The sequence below is a fragment of the Motilimonas thetidivivens genome (genome assembly GCF_046452435.1).
Lineage (GTDB): Bacteria > Pseudomonadota > Gammaproteobacteria > Enterobacterales > CBDFNC01 > Motilimonas.
Map to the genome: position 1 here is coordinate 90,968 of NZ_JBKFDK010000005.1, position 16,426 is coordinate 107,393.

Below are 16,426 nucleotides of genomic sequence, written 5' to 3' on the forward strand. Positions count from 1 at the left end.
TTACTCTCTGTGGTAAGGATGGTTAGCCGTGACACTCCACGCACGATAAAGTGATTCCGCCACCACCACGCGCACCAAGGGATGAGGTAAGGTTAACGGCGATAACGACCATTTCTGCTCGGATGCAGCAATGCACGCTGGAGCGAGCCCTTCGGGGCCGCCAATCAGCAAGCTTACATCGCGGCCATCATGTTTCCACGTATCTAATTGTTTGGCAAGGGTGGGGGTATCCCAAGGTCGTCCAGTGACCTCAAGGGTGACGATGCGGTTCCCCTTGGGAATGGCGGCTAAGGTTAGCTCCCCTTCCTTTTGTAAAATGCGTTTAATATCGGCATTTTTGCCACGTTTCCCCGCGGCTATTTCCACTAATTCAAGGGGCATGTCATGGGGGAAGCGACGAGCATATTCTTGATAGCCTCGCTCAACCCAATCAGGCATTTTACTGCCCACTGCCACTAATTGAATTTTCATGCGTTTGGCTCACCCGCATCGCCCCACAGTTTTTCAAGCTGGTAAAAGTCGCGGGTTTCGTCTTGCATTACATGCACAATGATGTCACCTAAATCAACTAATACCCACTCACCTGTATCTTGACCTTCCATGCCTAATGGCTTGTTGCCTGCACGTTTAGCTTCGGTATAAAGGTTCTCGGCAATGGAGATAACGTGGCGTTTAGAGTTGCCTGAACAGACCACCATTACGTCGGTTAAGTTAGATTTGCTGCGCACATCTAAGATGGTGATGTCACGGCCTTTTAAATCTTCAATTTTGTCTACCACGAACTGGCGTAATGCTTCTGCTTGCAATGGTTTTTCCTCTCAGTAATTTAAGGGCGGCATTCTAACATGAACCTGCGTGGGGATTAAGTAGTCTGATTAAAGATAGAGATTGTTTTGCTCTATGTACGCAATCACGTTATCGGGCAATAAGTATTTAATGGCTTGGCCTTGCTGGCGTAATTGTCTTATTTGACTTGAACTTATATCCAATTGCGTGACTTGGGTAAAGTAGACTAGGCCCTGCAAATGCTGTTGTAATTGAGCCGGGTCGGTGGTTTTATGAGGCAAAACGTGAGTGATTAATTGTTGGCAGTAGTTTGGCGTCCAGCCCGGACGCTGGCAAACAATCAAATGGCAATAATCTAATAGCGATTGCCAGCGGTGCCATTTCGGTAAGTTGATAAAAGAGTCCATGCCGATGATAAAACATAATGGCGTGTTGGGATGACGTTGACGCAATTCAATTAAGGTCGCTACCGAGTAATTAGGTTGAGGCAAGGTGAGCTCGGTTTTATCTAACACTAACGATGGCGTTCCCTCGATGGCCAGTTCAAGCATGGCCAAACGTTGCTCGGTGGAACTGCCATAGTGCGCCTTGTGGGGCGCAATGTTATTTGGCATCAAATGAACCGCGGCTAATCCTAATTGGTGTTGTAGCTCAAGCGCGGGGCGCAAATGACCAAAGTGTACAGGGTTAAAGGAGCCACCCATAATGGCAATGGGCTTGGTTAGCGTGTTAATTGATTGCTTGGGCTGTTCATTCATATTGCAACGGGAGTTCATAATGCGTTGGCGTTTTTCCTTGAAACAAGAGGCAGATCATTTGCAATTGAGGCCAGCTGTTTTGCTCATACTGGGTTTTGATGCTGAGCTCTAATTGGCTGCAGAGTTGGTAGATATATTCTAATTCTCGACTGGATAAACGAGTTAATGCTTGGTTAATTAAGGCTTGCTTACTGGTCCAAACGCGAGCGTTTTTCATCATTTCGGCAAATTTAACGCCCTTGTTGAGCTGGTATTGATACTCGAGTAGTTTTTTTACTTCGTTATTTAAGGTGCCGCTGAGTAATACGATGTCTGTCCCTTCTTCATGTAGCTGTTGCAACATGCGTTGGGCTCGATTGACCTTACCCGCAAACAGGGTGTCCAACCATTGAAAAATGCCGAAATGGGTATGACCTGTAATGTTATCGGCGACGTCTTGCAAGGTGAGGGGCTGTTGACCAAAGTGTAATGCCAGCTTTTCTATTTCTTGCACACAGGCCAGTAAATTGCCCTCAAAATTACGACACATAAAGTTAACGACATCGCTGTTGCAGTTGAGTCCCGCAGCGCGCATGCGTTTATGCATCCATTGCGGAAAAAATTTAGTTTCAGGGTGGTTAGTTGGAATATACAAGCCTTGCTCAGAGGCCGTGACAAACCATTTTGCCTTCATTTGCTGTAGGCTTAATTTGTCGCCATGGAAAATAAACAAGATATCGGGATTATTTAGCTGGCTTAGTTCAAGCAGTGAGTCGGTAATGCGTTTGTCGGTTTTACTAACTTCAATACTGATAATTTGTTGATTTGAGAATAATGACATGGCATTGGCGCAATCAAATACTTGATCCCAATTCATGTCATTGTCGGTGACAAACTGATGCTCTTCGAGAAAACCTTGCTGGCGCGCGGCTTGTTTAATATCGCGCAGCGCTTCCAACCGCAATAAGTGTTCATCGCCAAAGACTAAATAGAAGCCTTTGAGTTGTTTTAAGTGGTTAGCCAGTGATTCTGGGTAAACCCGCACTTAAGGCTCCAGCGTAGTTAGACGTCGAATGATGCGCTGTGCTGCATTTTCTCGCATCTCATTTAAGATAAGCTCTGCTTCGCGCGAGGATGCAAGGGCTTGCTGAGGGTTATCAAGAAAATCACGGTGAATATTGATAGTGAAGCTCAAAGGCTCCTTACCTGGTTGGGTTATTTGATATTGCACCGAATAGCCCAGCTCATATTCTGCGGATTGGCCGTTATCATACAAGGAAATGACACGGCTTGACTGTTGTTCGCCACCGACCCTTAATTGCACCATTTGCTCATCTGGCTGGCGCAAAATGTCGATATTCGCAAAGCGTAATTGCTGCTCTACCTCACGGGTTAATTGCCCGTAAGGATCGGGTGTGGACAAATACACACTGTTAATATCAGCGCGATTAATCACTTGGCCTTTAGGTGTGAAACCACAGCCGGTTAATAGCAATAATCCGGCTAGCCATAGGCTAGCCTGTTTTAATATCGACATTGAGCCTCTACCGATTAATTAGCAACAATATTAAGTAGTTTACCCGGAACGTAGATAACTTTACGTATGGTTTTACCATCAATAAATTTAGCAACGTTTTCATCGGCTTTGGCTAAGGTTTCAACCGCTTCTTGGGCAGCGTCAGCCGCAACCGTTAGCTTACTGCGTAGTTTACCGTTCACCTGCACCACCACGGTTTTAGTGTCTTCAACCATGGCCTTAGCGTCAGCCACTGGCCAAGGCGCGGCTTCTACATTACCTTGGTGCCCCAGCTCTTGCCACAAACAAGCACTGATGTGCGGTGTGATAGGTGCTAGCAAACGTACAATGGCTTCGAGTGCTTCTTGCATTAGCGCGCGATCTTGCTCGTGTTGTTGCTCCGCCTTAGTTAGCTTATTCATCAGCTCCATGATCGCTGCTATCGCCGTATTAAAGGTCTGGCGACGGCCGATGTCGTCAGAAACCTTGTCGATGGTTTTGTGCAATTCACGGCGTAAGTTTTTTTGCGCTTCGTTTAAGCTAGCAACATCTAGAGCGGGCGCTGCGCCAGCACTAATGTGCTCATGAGCGAGTTTCCACACACGTTTAAGGAAACGCAGTGAGCCCTCGACTGCAGAGTCTTGCCACTCAAGGGTTTGCTCGGCAGGTGCGGCAAACATCATAAATAAACGCACAGTATCGGCGCCGTATTTATCTACCATGACTTGAGGGTCGATACCGTTGTTTTTCGATTTCGACATCTTGCTCATGCCAGTGTAAACCACGGCTTGTCCTGATTTGGTCTGCGCGGCTGTGATACGACCCTTATCGTCACGTTGAACGTCGACATCAAGAGGAGATACCCAAACCTTACCGCCTTTCTCGTCCTCGTAGTAGAAGGCATCTGCCAACACCATGCCTTGGGTCAGTAGCTTTTTAAACGGCTCGTCTGATTCCACTAAACCGGTATCGCGCAGCAGTTTGTGGAAAAAGCGAGAGTAGAGTAAGTGTAAAATAGCGTGTTCGATACCGCCGATGTATTGATCCACAGGTAACCAGTAGTTAGCTTCTTTGGGATCTAACATCATTTGATCATTGTTGGCACAGCAGTAACGTGCGTAGTACCAGCTAGATTCCATAAAGGTGTCAAAGGTATCGGTTTCATGAAACGCGGCTTGACCGTTGTAGCTGGTTTTGGCCCACTCAGGGTCGGCTTTAATCGGAGAGGTTACGCCGTCCATCACCACATCTTCAGGTAATACCACTGGCAGTTGATCTTCAGGTACTGGAACTACCTCACCGTTTTCAAGGTTGAGCATAGGAATAGGTGTGCCCCAGTAACGCTGACGTGAAACCCCCCAGTCACGTAAACGGAAGTTAACGGTTTTCTTACCTTTTCCTGCGTTTTCTAGTTTTGTTGCAATTGCATCAACAGCGCCTTGGAAATCAAGACCATCAAACTCACCTGAGTTAAATAAGATGCCTTTTTCGGTATAAGCTTGCTCTGAAATATCAAGCTCACCTTCAACAGGCTTGATAACTGGCTTAATCTCAAGTCCATATTGTTTAGCGAATTCATAGTCGCGTTGGTCGTGCGCAGGTACCGCCATTACGGCACCTGAGCCATAGCCCATTAATACAAAGTTAGCTGCGTAAACAGGGACTTCTGCACCAGTAAGTGGATGAATGGCTTTAAGACCTGTATCGAAGCCTTTTTTCTCCATGGTCGCCATGTCGGCTTCAGCTACCTTGGCATTTTTACATTCTTCGATGAAGGCGGCTAATTCAGGATTATTTTGTGCTGCTTCTAATGCCAGTGGATGCTGCGCCGCGATACCAACATAAGTTACGCCCATCACAGTATCTGGTCGGGTGGTGTAAATATCAAAGGTATCGTCACGGCCAACGAGACCAAAGGTCATTTCCACGCCTTCAGAGCGACCAATCCAGTTGCGCTGCATGGTTTTTACTTGCTCAGGCCATTCATCTAGTTGGTCTAAGTCATCGAGTAGCTCTTGTGCGTAGTCGGTGATTTTAATAAACCACTGTGGAATATCTTTTTGTTCAACTAACGCGCCCGAGCGCCAGCCGCGACCATCAATAACTTGCTCGTTGGCTAATACGGTTTGATCCACTGGATCCCAGTTGACGGTAGACATTTTTTTGTACACTAGGCCTTTTTCGTAAAGCTTAGTGAAGAACCATTGCTCCCAGCGATAGTATTCTGGGCGACAAGTGGCCAATTCACGATCCCAATCGTAACCAAAACCAAGCTGTTTCAACTGGGTTTTCATGTATTCGATGTTTTCGTAAGTCCATTTAGCTGGCGCGGTATTGTTGTTAATAGCTGCGTTTTCAGCAGGTAAGCCAAAGGCATCCCAACCCATAGGTTGTAATACATTTTTGCCTTGCATGCGCTGATAACGCGACACCACGTCGCCTAAGGTGTAGTTACGAACATGGCCCATATGCAGTCGGCCACTTGGGTAAGGGAACATAGAAAGGCAGTAGAACTTTTCTTTGCTTTCATCGACTTCAACTTTGAAACTGTTGTCAGTTTCCCACTGTTGTTGAATTTTTGTTTCTATGTCCTTGGGATTGTATTGCTCTTGCATATGTTGTTTGTCCGCACATCAATGGGGTTAAAAAATTATCGTCATAGGATACCCCAGCGTGACCAAGGCAACAATAAGGGAGTGGCCTTGGCTGGGGTTTATTCGCGATATTTAGCTAAATATCGCCTTTACTACGCTGGGTATGGTTTAGCAATGTGATTCAATTTGAGCTGTAAAAGCGCCAAATGCAAAGGCTAAAAATGGCGCTGACAAAAATAATCAGAGGCCAAGAGCCAAAGCGACCATAAGGCGTGTGACCTTGCATTGGGATCACTTCTTGGGTGATAACTTGGGTTTTAAATTGCTCAGCTCGAGAGGTGATCTTGCCCTGATGGTCGATAAAAGCGGTAATACCCGTATTAGTGGCTCTTAGCACAGGTCGACCAAATTCGAGGGCACGCATTTGCGCTATCTCTAAGTGCTGGTGGGGGCCGTTAGAGTCGCCAAACCAAGCATCATTGCTCACCGTTAAGATCATGCTGGTATCGGCTTGGATATTCTGCCTTAGTTGCTCTGAGTAGGCGATTTCGTAGCAGATAGCAGGCGCTAATTTGTTTTGTTTTGTTTGCAGGTTAGGTTGTACATAATCACCGCGGTTAAACGAAGACATGGGCAAGTCAAAATAAGGCGCTAGTGGACGCAGCCATTCTTCAAAGGGCACAAACTCACCGATTGGCAACAAGTGGTGCTTGGCGTAGCGGTTAGTATGGTTAGGCTCATAGCCATGTTCAAATGGCGTGTCACCGACTGCAATTAAGGTGTTGTAGTAGGTATTTTCGGGCCTGCGATATTCAATAATACCGGTGATCAAGCTGGTCTCGCGATCTTTCATGTCTTTATTTAAGCGGACAATGAAGGGCTCGACATTAAATTCCAGTGCGGCGATGGCCGACTCGGGCCAAATGATCAAATCCAGCGGCTGTTGAATTTGACTGAGCTGATAATACAACTTGAGAGAGGGCCATAAGTGCTCGTCCTCCCATTTTAAATTCTGGTCTATGTTACCTTGTACTAAGGCAACTTGGCTTGGCGCTTGCGGCTCGGTATAGGTTTGCTGCTTTAAAAAACCACCCACGACAAATATCAGGCCAATGGTCAGGCCAGCTTTAAGCCAAGTTTGCTGTTTTATGGCGATGGTCAAACAGCCACAAATGAACAATATCGCTAAAGTGACACCTTGTACGCCTAAGATTGGCGCAAAGCCGGCTAAGGGAGAGTCAATTTGGCTGTAACCTAACCAAAGCCATGGAAAGCCGGTGAGGAAATGGCCTCGTAGCCAGTCAAACAATAGCCAAACAACGGGAATGAATAAACCGTATTGCCAATACGTGGTTAGTTTAAATCGTTGACTAACATAGCCGACCAAGAGGGTGAATAGGGCTAAATAAGTCCACAGCAACGCCATCAGTGACCAAGTGGCAATGGTGGGCATTCCACCAAAAAGATCCATGCTGACATGGATCCAGCTGATGCCAAAGGCATACATGCCCATGGCAAATAGAAAGCCTATCTTAGCGCCTTCCTTAGCACTTCGTTGATCGAGCAACAGCATTAATCCGGTAATGCTGACAAAGACCACAGGCCAATAAGAATAAGGGGCAAACGCAAGGGGCACTAAGCTACCTAAAATGAAAGCGATGATGCGAGCTTGCCAAGGAGATATTTTATTCAAGATGGTATTCAATTGAGTAGTCACTTCAAAAAAAAGGCTATCTTGCGATAGCCATTATTGCGGTTTATTCGGTATCGGCCAGTGATTCGGAGATAGTCTCTGGCAACTTAACTTGTAACTGGATCAGGCGGCGTTTATCGGCGCTGACCACTTTAAAGGTAAAGCCATCTATTTCGATACTTTCACCACGAGCGGGTAAATGACCAAATGCGTGCATGACCATGCCACCTATGGTGTCTTGCTCATCATCAGCAAAGTTAACCTTAAATTCTTCGTTAAAGTCTTCAATCGGTGTTAATGCTCGTACCGAATAATGACGTTTACTGATGCGTCGAATATCCTCTTGCGGGGTATCTTCAGCGTCGGTTTCATCTTCGATTTCACCAACAATAAGCTCAAGGATATCTTCGATAGTAACCAGACCTGATACACCGCCATATTCGTCAACCACGATGGCCATATGGTAGCGTTCAGAGCGAAACTCTTTGAGAAGTTTATCTAAGCGTTTACTTTCTGGTACAACCACCGCAGGGCGCAATATCTTAGATAGCGAGAAGTCTTCTTGCTGTTTTGAAAAGCCGAAGCTAATCAAGTCCTTAGCAAGCATGATGCCTTCAATATGGTCTTTATCTTCATTGATAACGGGAAAGCGTGAGTGAGCAGACTCAATCACTATAGGTAAAAAAGCTTCAACTGATTGACTCTTTTCTATGGTTACCATTTGCGAGCGTGGGATCATAATGTCACGCACTCGCATTTTTGATACATCAAGTACCCCTTCAATCATTTCGGCCGTATTTTGATCTATCAAGTCGCGTTGGTTAGCTTCTTGGATAACCTCGACAAGTTCTTCCTGACTCTTCGGCTCTGCTTGAAACATTTGGCTAAATTTACTTAACCAGCCACGTTTGGCAGAACCGCTGGGCTGGGGAATATCGTCACTCATGCTTAAATATCTTCCTTTTCACTGATATAAGGATCAATAAAACCCAGTTGTAGCATAATCTGGGTTTCGAGGCTTTCCATTTCTTCGGCTTCTTGGTCATCGATGTGATCATAGCCAAGTAGATGTAATGCTCCGTGAATGATCATGTGCGCCCAGTGTGCATCTAAGGCCTTGCCTTGCGCTTGTGCTTCTTGCTCGACAACGCTTTTACATACCACTAAATCACCCAGTAATGGTAGCTCTATACCGGGTGGGGCTTCAAATGGAAAAGATAACACGTTAGTCGGTTTATCTTTGCCACGGTAGTCACAATTTAATTGCTGACTTTCTTCGCTGTCAACCACTCTCACCGTGAGTTCAGCTTCATCTAGGGAAATGGTGGCATTTAGCCATTTTTCAAGCTCTGCGGCGCTAGGAATGTTAGTTTGGTCTTCACAGGCTAGCTGTAAATCAAGCATCACTGCCATTTTTTGCCTCTGCAGCACGAGCTGCTTCTCGTTTTTGTTTCATGGCCAGTGCTTGCGCTTGCTCGTTTTGCTCAAACGCTTCATATGCTTGTACGATACGAGCAACCACGGGATGACGTACCACGTCTTCGGCTTGGAAAAAGCTAAAGCCAATTTCTTCGACATTAGGCAGTACTTCAATGGCGTGACGCAGGCCTGATTTGACATGGCGAGGTAAGTCTACTTGCGTAATGTCACCCGTGATCACCGCTTTGGTGTTAAAGCCGATCCGGGTTAGGAACATTTTCATCTGCTCTACCGTGGTGTTTTGGCTTTCGTCTAAGATCACAAAGGCATCGTTCAAGGTACGCCCGCGCATATAGGCTAAGGGGGCGATTTCAATAACGTTGCGCTCAATCAAACGCTCCACTTTTTCAAAGCCGAGCATTTCAAACAAAGCGTCATAAAGTGGACGTAGGTAAGGGTCGACCTTTTGTGATAAATCACCCGGTAAAAAGCCAAGCTTTTCACCCGCTTCAACGGCTGGGCGAGTTAACAAAATGCGGCGTACTTCTTGACGCTCTAAGGCATCGACCGCGCAGGCCACCGCTAGGTAGGTTTTACCTGTACCGGCAGGGCCAATACCAAAGCTAATGTCATTGGTTAAAATGTTAGTAACATAGTTAGCTTGGTTTTCGCCGCGCGGTTTAATTATGCCGCGCTTGGTCTTGATTGAAATACTTTTATGATACGCGCTGTGCTCTTGATGATTATGCTCCAGCACTTTCGACTCTTGAATGGCCAGATGCACTTGATCTGGCAATAAGTCCGCAACTTTACCTTTAACCGCTTGGGTTTCTACGTAAAGCTGTTGCAGTATGACTTTTGCCGCATTGGCATGTAAGGCTTGGCCTACTACCTTAAAATCATGATTACGGTAAGTGATCTCAACCCCTAAACGGCGTTCGATTTGTTTGATGTTGTCATCAAAGGGGCCACACAGATTCGCTAATCGGGCGGGATCTGCGGGGCTCAAAACAAATTCAACTTTTTCTAGTGTTGTGCTCAATATTTATTCTCTAGTTCGGTGTGTACGAAGCCACGCCTAAGTGATCGGTGTGGTTCGGGTTTTTACTGATTATATCGGCTGGGCGAATGGATTCTCTTAAGTTCATCTCATCTTCACCACAAATAAACTCGCCGCGTAGTGAATTCGCGTAAACGTCCACAATTTTCACGTCGACAAATTGGCCGATAAACTTATGCGGCGCCTCAAAGTTAACCACACGGTTGTTTTCAGTACGGCCACGCAGTTCAAGTGGATTCTTTTTCGAAGGCCCTTCCACCAAAATTCGCTGGGTAGTGTTGAGCATTTGACGACTAATTTGCATCGCTTGTTGGTTAATTCTGTCTTGCAGTATGTACAAACGTTGCTTTTTCTCGTCTTCGGAGACGTCGTCAGGCAGATCTGCTGCTGGCGTACCTGGGCGTGCGCTATAAATAAAGCTAAAGCTGTGGTCAAAGTTGACGTCGCTGATCAGCTTCATGGTTTGCTCGAAATCTTCTTGGGTTTCACCAGGGAAGCCAATAATGAAATCTGAGCTAATGGTGATATCAGGGCGTGCTTTACGTAATTTACGAATAGTCGATTTGTACTCGATAGCCGTATGCCCCCGTTTCATTAGGTTTAAGATACGATCGGCACCGCTTTGCACCGGCAGATGCAGGAAGCTCACTACTTCTGGGGTATCGGCATACACTTCAACGATGTCGTCGGTAAACTCAATCGGGTGGCTGGTGGTGTAACGAATACGATCGATACCGTCAATGGCCGCAACATAACGCAGTAATTCGGCAAAGCTACAGATCTGACCATCAAAGGTCGCACCACGATAAGCGTTTACGTTTTGGCCAAGCAGGTTAACTTCGCGAACCCCTTGCTCGGCTAGTTGGGCAATTTCGTAAAGCACGTCATCAAGTGGACGACTGACTTCTTCACCACGGGTGTAAGGCACCACACAGAAAGTACAGTATTTTGAACAGCCTTCCATGATAGACACAAAGGCACTCGCACCTTCTGCTCTTGGTTCAGGTAAGCGGTCGAATTTTTCAATTTCAGGGAAAGAAACGTCAACCACAGATGCACCGTCATTGGCTTGAACTTGTTTGATCATTTCAGGTAAACGATGCAAGGTTTGCGGACCAAATACAATATCGACAAACGGGGCGCGTTCACGAATAGCATCACCTTCTTGGGATGCGACACAGCCCCCTACGCCAATAACCAAACCGGGTTTATTATCTTTGAAATTTTTCCAGCGACCTAGCTGGTGGAACACTTTCTCTTGCGCCTTTTCACGAATAGAGCAGGTATTGAGTAACAGTACATCCGCCTCTTCTGGCTCTTCCGTTAAGGTGTAACCATGGGTAGCGTCTAATAGGTCTGCCATTTTTGATGAATCATATTCGTTCATCTGACAGCCCCAAGTTTTGATATGAAGTTTTTTGCTCATTTGCTGCAACTACTCTACTTACTGGACAACTAAAAAAGAGCGCATATTCTACTGATTTCGGTCTGGCCTTACTAGGGTCTGTTGATCTTTTGAGCTGGTTTTTGCAGCGATTTGTTGGGTATTTATACAAGGCAGCGCCTTTGTGGCATAGTGAACTACGCGAAAAGGCGCTAACGCAGTAGAAATGACCAACAAACGCTGTCCTACGGATTCGGCTAAAAGCGTTTTGCGCATCGTTGAGCAGTATTTACTTAGAATGCTAAGCTACACACTGCTCGCCTTGCTCAAAACGCTTTTATCTCGAACAAAAATCAACCACCAAAGATCAACAGACCCTAGGGTCTGTTTCTGTTTGGAGGTTAAAATTTGTTCACTGGGCGATGATTTTTAGGTTTTGCTTTATATCCGTGTCACTTTGTACCTACAAATTCTCGCTAAACATGCATCTAGAGGTAACTTGGGTATATGTAAGCCTTCAATTTAGCTAAAATAGCTTCATTGAATATCAGGCAGTTAGGCAAAGCGGTATGAAAACTACGCAAATAATGATAAACGGTGGCGGTATGGTGGGGGCAACAGCTGCGCTACTGATTGCCGATCTTGGTTTACAAGTCACGGTTGTTGAAGCCGCCAATGCGCCGCAATTTGTGGCCAGTGATCCCCTTGACCTGAGAGTGTCTGCGATCAGTGTTGCTAGCCAAACCTTATTAGCGAAAGCGGGAGTATGGGATGCCATCGCCTCGATGCGCATTTGTCCTTATCGCCGTCTAGCAACCCGCCAACAAGGCGGGCAAACGTTAAGCTTTGATGCCGCTGACATTGCTCAGCCCTTGTTAGGCTACATCATAGAAAACAAAGTGATCCAAACGGCCTTGTGGCAGGCAATGCTTGCACATCCGAATATAGAGTTGCTTAACCCAGCCAAAATAACCGCGTTTGATAACCAAGCTGAAGGCGTCAAGGTGACATTAGCATCCGGTGAGGTTTGGTTTGCCCACTTATTGATTGCGGCTGACGGTGCCCAGTCATTTTGTCGTCAGCATGCGGGCATAGGCATCACGGCGTGGGATTATCGCCAGCATTGTATGCTGATCAACATTAAAACCGATCAAGCGCAGCAAGATATTACATGGCAAGAGTTTGTTACAACTGGGCCGAGGGCGTTTTTGCCGTTGGCTGGCCCTTATGCTTCATTGGCTTGGTATCACCAAGTGGCGGATATTAAACGCCTGTCTTCTCTATCCCATAGTGAGCTTAAGCAAGCGATCAGAGCTGAATTTGCTGAACTCGACTTTGACTTTGAGGTATTGCAGGCCGGCGCTTTTCCCTTAACTAGGCAACATGCTCAGGGTTATTTTCAGCACAGCCTGGTGCTATTAGGGGATGCGGCTCATACCATCAACCCATTGGCAGGGCAGGGGGTTAATCTTGGCTTTAAGGATGTTCAAGCATTGGCTCAGGAGCTTGAGCTAAATGATATTGCTCAGCTTGCACAAAAGCAGCAGGCCTTGCGAGGTTATCAGCAGCAACGCCGCGCCGACAATTTACTGATGCAGTCGGCAATGGACGTGTTTTATAAAAGCTTTAGTAGCCGTTTACCGGGAATGCAGGGGCTGCGTGAGCTAGGGTTAAGCTTGGCGCAAAACTCAGGTGAACTGAAAAATAAAGTAATGAAATATGCGATGGGCTTGTAAGCGAGCCCTGCTCTGAACATCAAGACAACAGATAAAATGCTGCGTTCATAGCTGGAAATCAGTATAAGGCTAGTTAAAAAATAGATAGGGGAGTTGTTTCGATTAAGACATAAATGGTGCGGAAGGAGAGACTTGAACTCTCACACCTTGCGGCACTAGAACCTAAATCTAGCGTGTCTACCAATTTCACCACTTCCGCAGCGCAAAGAAAGAATGGTGGCTACACCGAGATTTGAACTTGGGACCCCATCATTATGAGTGATGTGCTCTAACCAGCTGAGCTATGTAGCCATTCTTTTTTGCAATAATCTAAACACAGATTGTATTTAGAAAATATGGCAGGGATATGAGGATTTGAACCTCAGAATGCCGAGATCAAAACCCGGTGCCTTACCGCTTGGCGATATCCCTGTTGTACTTTTTGACAGCTCGCCACTGGGCCAACTTGTCGAATTTGGCAGGGATATGAGGATTTGAACCTCAGAATGCCGAGATCAAAACCCGGTGCCTTACCGCTTGGCGATATCCCTGTTGTCTGAGTTTTACGTGTAATCTTTTCACACGGATCAAGTTTAACTTAATCAATTAATGGTGCGGAAGGAGAGACTTGAACTCTCACACCTTGCGGCACTAGAACCTAAATCTAGCGTGTCTACCAATTTCACCACTTCCGCACTTCTTATTAGCTTAGCTAAAAAGAAAGTTGGTGGCTACACCGAGATTTGAACTTGGGACCCCATCATTATGAGTGATGTGCTCTAACCAGCTGAGCTATGTAGCCATGCTTTTACGTTCAAGGCTGCGAGGCCCTGTTCGTCGTTGCGGGGCGCATTATGCGGATACAGAGCCAAAGCGTCAATACCTTTTTAGCAAAAAAAATCGAGTTTTGGTTTGTATGCCTAGTTTTTAGACATTTGGCTATGCAGTTGCTGTTTTGTTAATCGAAATGGAATGACCACAACTAAACAGCAGGCGCAACACAAATAGAATGATAGGAAACTAAAAACCAAAAAGCCCCGCAAATGCGAGGCTAGGGTGCGATAGTTTACAGCTGAAACTTAAACGTTAAATAGGAAGTGGATCACGTCGCCATCTTTAACGATATAGCTTTTACCTTCTTGACGCCATTTACCGGCTTCTTTGGCGCCCGCTTCACCCTTGTATTGAATGTAATCATCGTAGCCGATGATTTCTGCGCGGATAAAGCCGCGTTCAAAGTCGGTGTGAATTTTAGCGGCAGCTTGTGGTGCGGTAGCGCCTTGTGGGAAAGTCCAAGCGCGTACTTCTTTTACACCTGCTGTAAAGTAAGTTTGTAAATTAAGTAGTTCATAGCCACTGCGAATAACGCGGTTTAGGCCGGGCTCTTCTAAACCCATTTCCGCCATAAACTCAGCGCGCTCTTCGTCTTCAAGTTCGGCTATTTCACCCTCAATTTCAGCACAAACCGCAACCACTACCGCATTTTCTTTGGCAGCAATTTCTCTTACCGTGTCTAGGTAAGGATTGTTTTCAAAACCGTCGTCATTGACGTTGGCAATGTACATGGTCGGTTTGTCGGTTAAGAAGCTCATGTAAGCAATGGCTGCGCGCTCTTCTTTTTCTAAATCTAGGCTACGGATCAGGTGATCTGCTTCTAGATGCGCACGCACTTTTTCTAATACGGTTAGCTCAAACTTAGCATCATTGTCACCGCCCTTGGCTTTTTTACCAACGCGGATAATGGCCTTTTCACAGCTTTCTAAGTCAGCCAGAGCCAGCTCGGTATTGATAATGTCAATGTCTTCTGCTGGATCAACTTTACCCGCAACGTGAACGATGTTGTCATTTTCAAAACAACGAACCACGTGACCGATAGCATCCGTTTCACGAATGTTAGCAAGGAATTTGTTACCTAAACCTTCACCTTTAGATGCGCCCGCTACTAGACCTGCAATGTCGACAAATTCCATTGTGGTTGGAATTACGCGTTGTGGTTTGACTATTTCGGCGATGGCATCAAGGCGCAAATCAGGAACCGGTACGACACCCGTGTTAGGCTCTATTGTACAAAACGGAAAGTTAGCGGCTTCGATGCCAGCTTGCGTTAATGCATTAAAGAGGGTTGATTTACCTACATTAGGAAGACCAACAATACCACATTTAAAACCCATGAGTGTTTACCTTAATTTAATCTGCTTTAAAGCTATGAAGGCGATTCATCGCTTTGGCGATGCCGTCTTTGGCTAAAATAGGGATGCAGCGAACCGCTTCATCAATCACGCTATCAATCCGCGTTTGATCGATGCTGGGCGCTTTGCCGAGCACATAACCGGTTACCTTATCTTTATGGCCAGGATGGCCAATGCCGATACGTAAACGGTAAAAATTCTTATTGTTACCCAACTTGTTGATAGTGTCTCGTAAGCCATTATGACCACCGTGACCACCGCCGAGTTTTAACTTTGCGACACCGGGAGGCATGTCCATTTCATCGTGGGCGACTAAAATTTCTTCGGCTGAAATACGATAAAAATTGGCCATAGCTACAATCGCTTTACCACTTAAATTCATAAAGGTGGTAGGGATCAGTAAGCGAATGTCTTGATTGTCGATTTGGATTCGAGCGGTTAACCCAAAAAATTTGGCTTCGGGTTTGAGTTGGGTATGATGTTGGCGCGCTAGTTCTTCGATAAACCAGGCTCCAGCATTGTGTCGAGTCTGCTGGTATTCGGGGCCTGGATTAGCCAGGCCCACAAGCAACTTAATATTCGTCGTCACGATTATTCAGCAGCTTCCTCAGCTGCAGCAGCACCACCTTTAGCAGGAGCAACAGTGGCTACCGCTTGGTCGTGATCTGCACCTTTAGCTAGTTCTACTAGCTCTACGCCTTCTGCTAATACTAGATCAGAAAGGTGTAGTGTTTGGCCTAGTTCGATCTTGTTAACATCAACTTCGATGAACTCAGGAAGTACGCCAGGTAGACAGCTAACTTCAACTTCGTGTGCAGTTTTAGCTAGTACGCCACCTGCTTTTACTGATGCTGCAGTTTCTTCGTTGATGAAGTGCAGTGGAACAGTAGTGTGCAGTTTTTGAGCCGCGTCAACACGTAGGAAGTCTAAGTGTTGAACTTTAGGCTTGAACGGGTGACGTTGGATGTCTTTTAGTACTGCTTGTACTTCTTTGCCGTCAACAGTTAGCGTGATAACGCTAGTGTAGAAGCTTTCAACGTCGTTTACTTTTAGTATGTCGTTGTGTGCAAGAGTTAGTGACACAGCTTCTTGGCCAGCACCGTAAAGGATAGCTGGAACTTTATCTGCGTGACGTAGGCGGCGGCTCGCACCTTTCCCTAGGTCTGTACGCACTTCAGCGTTAAGAGTGATTGTTGACATAATGTTTCTCCAATTAAATAGAATGGTTTTAAGCTTGCGACCAGCTTAAAAAATTGCCCATAAAAAAAAGGCGCGCCATGTTACCTTGGCAGCGCCTTTTTCTCAAATTGTTTTTACGCTTTGGCGGTAATTA

General features: G+C 46.0%; 15 protein-coding genes and 6 tRNA genes. 1 reads left to right on the top strand and 20 read right to left on the bottom strand.

Annotation, left to right across the window (positions count from 1 at the left end; all coding sequences use genetic code 11):
- From rlmH to miaB, 11 genes are all read right to left on the bottom strand, one after another.
- A complete protein-coding gene (rlmH, locus tag ACK8OT_RS05640; RefSeq protein WP_233069643.1) occupies positions 1 to 471 on the bottom strand; it encodes a 23S rRNA (pseudouridine(1915)-N(3))-methyltransferase RlmH in 471 nt (156 codons plus the stop codon).
- Positions 468 to 806 carry a ribosome silencing factor gene (gene rsfS, locus ACK8OT_RS05645; protein ID WP_410195527.1) on the bottom strand — a complete coding sequence of 113 codons (339 nt, stop codon included), beginning with the start codon at positions 804 to 806 and terminating at the stop codon, positions 468 to 470. The genes rlmH and rsfS overlap by 4 nt, the downstream gene beginning before the upstream one ends.
- Positions 807 to 875: 69 nt before the next feature.
- Positions 876 to 1,544, bottom strand: coding sequence for a nicotinate-nucleotide adenylyltransferase (nadD, locus tag ACK8OT_RS05650; RefSeq protein ID WP_410195528.1), 669 nt, complete (start codon positions 1,542 to 1,544; stop codon positions 876 to 878).
- Positions 1,537 to 2,568: a DNA polymerase III subunit delta gene (holA, locus tag ACK8OT_RS05655; protein ID WP_410195529.1), complete on the bottom strand. Its 1,032-nt coding sequence runs from the start codon at positions 2,566 to 2,568 to the stop codon at positions 1,537 to 1,539. Before holA ends, nadD begins: the two co-directional genes overlap by 8 nt.
- Positions 2,569 to 3,060, bottom strand: coding sequence for an LPS-assembly lipoprotein LptE (locus ACK8OT_RS05660; RefSeq protein WP_410195530.1), 492 nt, complete (start codon positions 3,058 to 3,060; stop codon positions 2,569 to 2,571).
- A 14-nt stretch (positions 3,061 to 3,074) separates the two neighbouring features.
- Positions 3,075 to 5,654 (bottom strand): leucine--tRNA ligase, encoded by a 2,580-nt coding sequence (gene leuS, locus ACK8OT_RS05665; RefSeq protein WP_410195531.1) that lies wholly within the window; start codon positions 5,652 to 5,654, stop codon positions 3,075 to 3,077.
- Positions 5,655 to 5,814: 160 nt separating this feature from the next.
- Positions 5,815 to 7,326, bottom strand: a complete 1,512-nt coding sequence (gene lnt / locus ACK8OT_RS05670) for an apolipoprotein N-acyltransferase (RefSeq protein WP_410195532.1) — start codon at positions 7,324 to 7,326, stop codon at positions 5,815 to 5,817.
- A 64-nt stretch (positions 7,327 to 7,390) separates the two neighbouring features.
- Positions 7,391 to 8,272, bottom strand: a complete 882-nt coding sequence (gene corC / locus ACK8OT_RS05675; protein ID WP_410195533.1) for a CNNM family magnesium/cobalt transport protein CorC — start codon at positions 8,270 to 8,272, stop codon at positions 7,391 to 7,393.
- A gap of 2 nt (positions 8,273 to 8,274) precedes the next feature.
- Entirely contained in the window at positions 8,275 to 8,739 is a 465-nt protein-coding gene (gene ybeY / locus ACK8OT_RS05680) for an rRNA maturation RNase YbeY (protein WP_410195534.1), read from the bottom strand.
- Positions 8,723 to 9,787, bottom strand: coding sequence for a PhoH family protein (locus ACK8OT_RS05685; RefSeq protein ID WP_410195535.1), 1,065 nt, complete (start codon positions 9,785 to 9,787; stop codon positions 8,723 to 8,725). The genes ybeY and ACK8OT_RS05685 overlap by 17 nt, the downstream gene beginning before the upstream one ends.
- A 10-nt stretch (positions 9,788 to 9,797) precedes the next feature.
- Positions 9,798 to 11,231 (bottom strand): tRNA (N6-isopentenyl adenosine(37)-C2)-methylthiotransferase MiaB, encoded by a 1,434-nt coding sequence (gene miaB / locus ACK8OT_RS05690; protein WP_410195536.1) that lies wholly within the window; start codon positions 11,229 to 11,231, stop codon positions 9,798 to 9,800.
- 527 nt (positions 11,232 to 11,758) lie between these two features.
- Between miaB and ACK8OT_RS05695 the strand changes: the two genes are divergently transcribed.
- Positions 11,759 to 12,925: an FAD-dependent monooxygenase gene (locus ACK8OT_RS05695; protein ID WP_410195537.1), complete on the top strand. Its 1,167-nt coding sequence runs from the start codon at positions 11,759 to 11,761 to the stop codon at positions 12,923 to 12,925.
- A gap of 114 nt (positions 12,926 to 13,039) precedes the next feature.
- Here ACK8OT_RS05695 and ACK8OT_RS05700 read toward each other — a convergent pair.
- The 9 genes from ACK8OT_RS05700 to ACK8OT_RS05740 all read right to left on the bottom strand — a co-directional run bounded on the left by ACK8OT_RS05700 (position 13,040) and on the right by ACK8OT_RS05740 (position 16,293).
- Positions 13,040 to 13,124 (bottom strand) — tRNA-Leu (locus ACK8OT_RS05700).
- A 15-nt stretch (positions 13,125 to 13,139) separates the two neighbouring features.
- Positions 13,140 to 13,216: transfer RNA gene (locus ACK8OT_RS05705), tRNA-Met, on the bottom strand.
- Between the two features lie 45 nt (positions 13,217 to 13,261).
- A tRNA-Gln gene (locus ACK8OT_RS05710) sits at positions 13,262 to 13,336 on the bottom strand.
- 44 nt (positions 13,337 to 13,380) lie between these two features.
- Positions 13,381 to 13,455 (bottom strand) — tRNA-Gln (locus ACK8OT_RS05715).
- Positions 13,456 to 13,514: 59 nt separating this feature from the next.
- Positions 13,515 to 13,599: transfer RNA gene (locus tag ACK8OT_RS05720), tRNA-Leu, on the bottom strand.
- 30 nt (positions 13,600 to 13,629) lie between these two features.
- Positions 13,630 to 13,706 (bottom strand) — tRNA-Met (locus ACK8OT_RS05725).
- 277 nt (positions 13,707 to 13,983) lie between these two features.
- Entirely contained in the window at positions 13,984 to 15,075 is a 1,092-nt protein-coding gene (gene ychF / locus ACK8OT_RS05730) for a redox-regulated ATPase YchF (RefSeq protein ID WP_410195538.1), read from the bottom strand.
- Between the two features lie 16 nt (positions 15,076 to 15,091).
- A complete protein-coding gene (pth, locus tag ACK8OT_RS05735; protein ID WP_410195539.1) occupies positions 15,092 to 15,682 on the bottom strand; it encodes an aminoacyl-tRNA hydrolase in 591 nt (196 codons plus the stop codon).
- A 2-nt stretch (positions 15,683 to 15,684) separates the two neighbouring features.
- Positions 15,685 to 16,293: a 50S ribosomal protein L25/general stress protein Ctc gene (locus tag ACK8OT_RS05740; protein ID WP_410195540.1), complete on the bottom strand. Its 609-nt coding sequence runs from the start codon at positions 16,291 to 16,293 to the stop codon at positions 15,685 to 15,687.
- Positions 16,294 to 16,426: the final 133 nt, after the last annotated feature.